Annotated in this window: 1 protein-coding gene; it reads right to left on the bottom strand. The window is 39.9% G+C overall.

What is annotated here, in order from left to right:
• Positions 1 to 373: 373 nt before the first annotated feature.
• Positions 374 to 584: GNAT family N-acetyltransferase (locus R7Q09_RS27135; RefSeq protein WP_318144078.1), on the bottom strand; the 211-nt coding region annotated here is incomplete at its 5' end.

The raw sequence follows: 584 nt of genomic DNA, 5'->3' as shown, positions 1-584 counted from the left end.
TAAAACCCGAAATAACGCAAACTTTGTGGCCTTTCATGCAATTTGAAAAACCGAAAACTTTGAGAACTCATTTTCGGAAAACTCAAAGAGAAAGCAAAACTACCAAAGCGACTTTGCACCAAACTTGCTAACCTCGGTTAAGCCCAAAATCTCAATTGAGGTAGCAACTCAAAACTCGCGTTGGCAAACAATGCTGATTTGCCGAGAAACCGAAACGAGCTGCCAAGGGAAGAAAAAACAGGCTGCAAACAATTGATTTTTATTGTTTTAAGCTAACGCCCTGTTAAGTAGTGAGGCATGCACTACAAAAGCTCCCGCAACACTACGTCATCACTAAAACCAACGCAAACCAAAAATGCCACGCATGCCGAATCTACTTGAACAGTTTGTTAGGCTTATGCTGCATGAGATACTCAAACTCATTTTCACCAACTGTTTCAAAGCCTAGCCTTGAATACAAATGTTTAGCTGGATTTGTTTTTACTACACTAAGCCCAACCGCACTGTCCGTGACGCTAGCTTTACCAATTAGCATTGAAATTAGAGAACTCGCTATTTTTTGATTTTGATAGTTTGGATGAATT

It is taken from the genome of Vibrio sp. 2130-1 (assembly GCF_033339515.1).
Note: the sequence above shows the minus strand (reverse complement) of the source record. Positions and strands in the feature narration are given on the sequence as shown.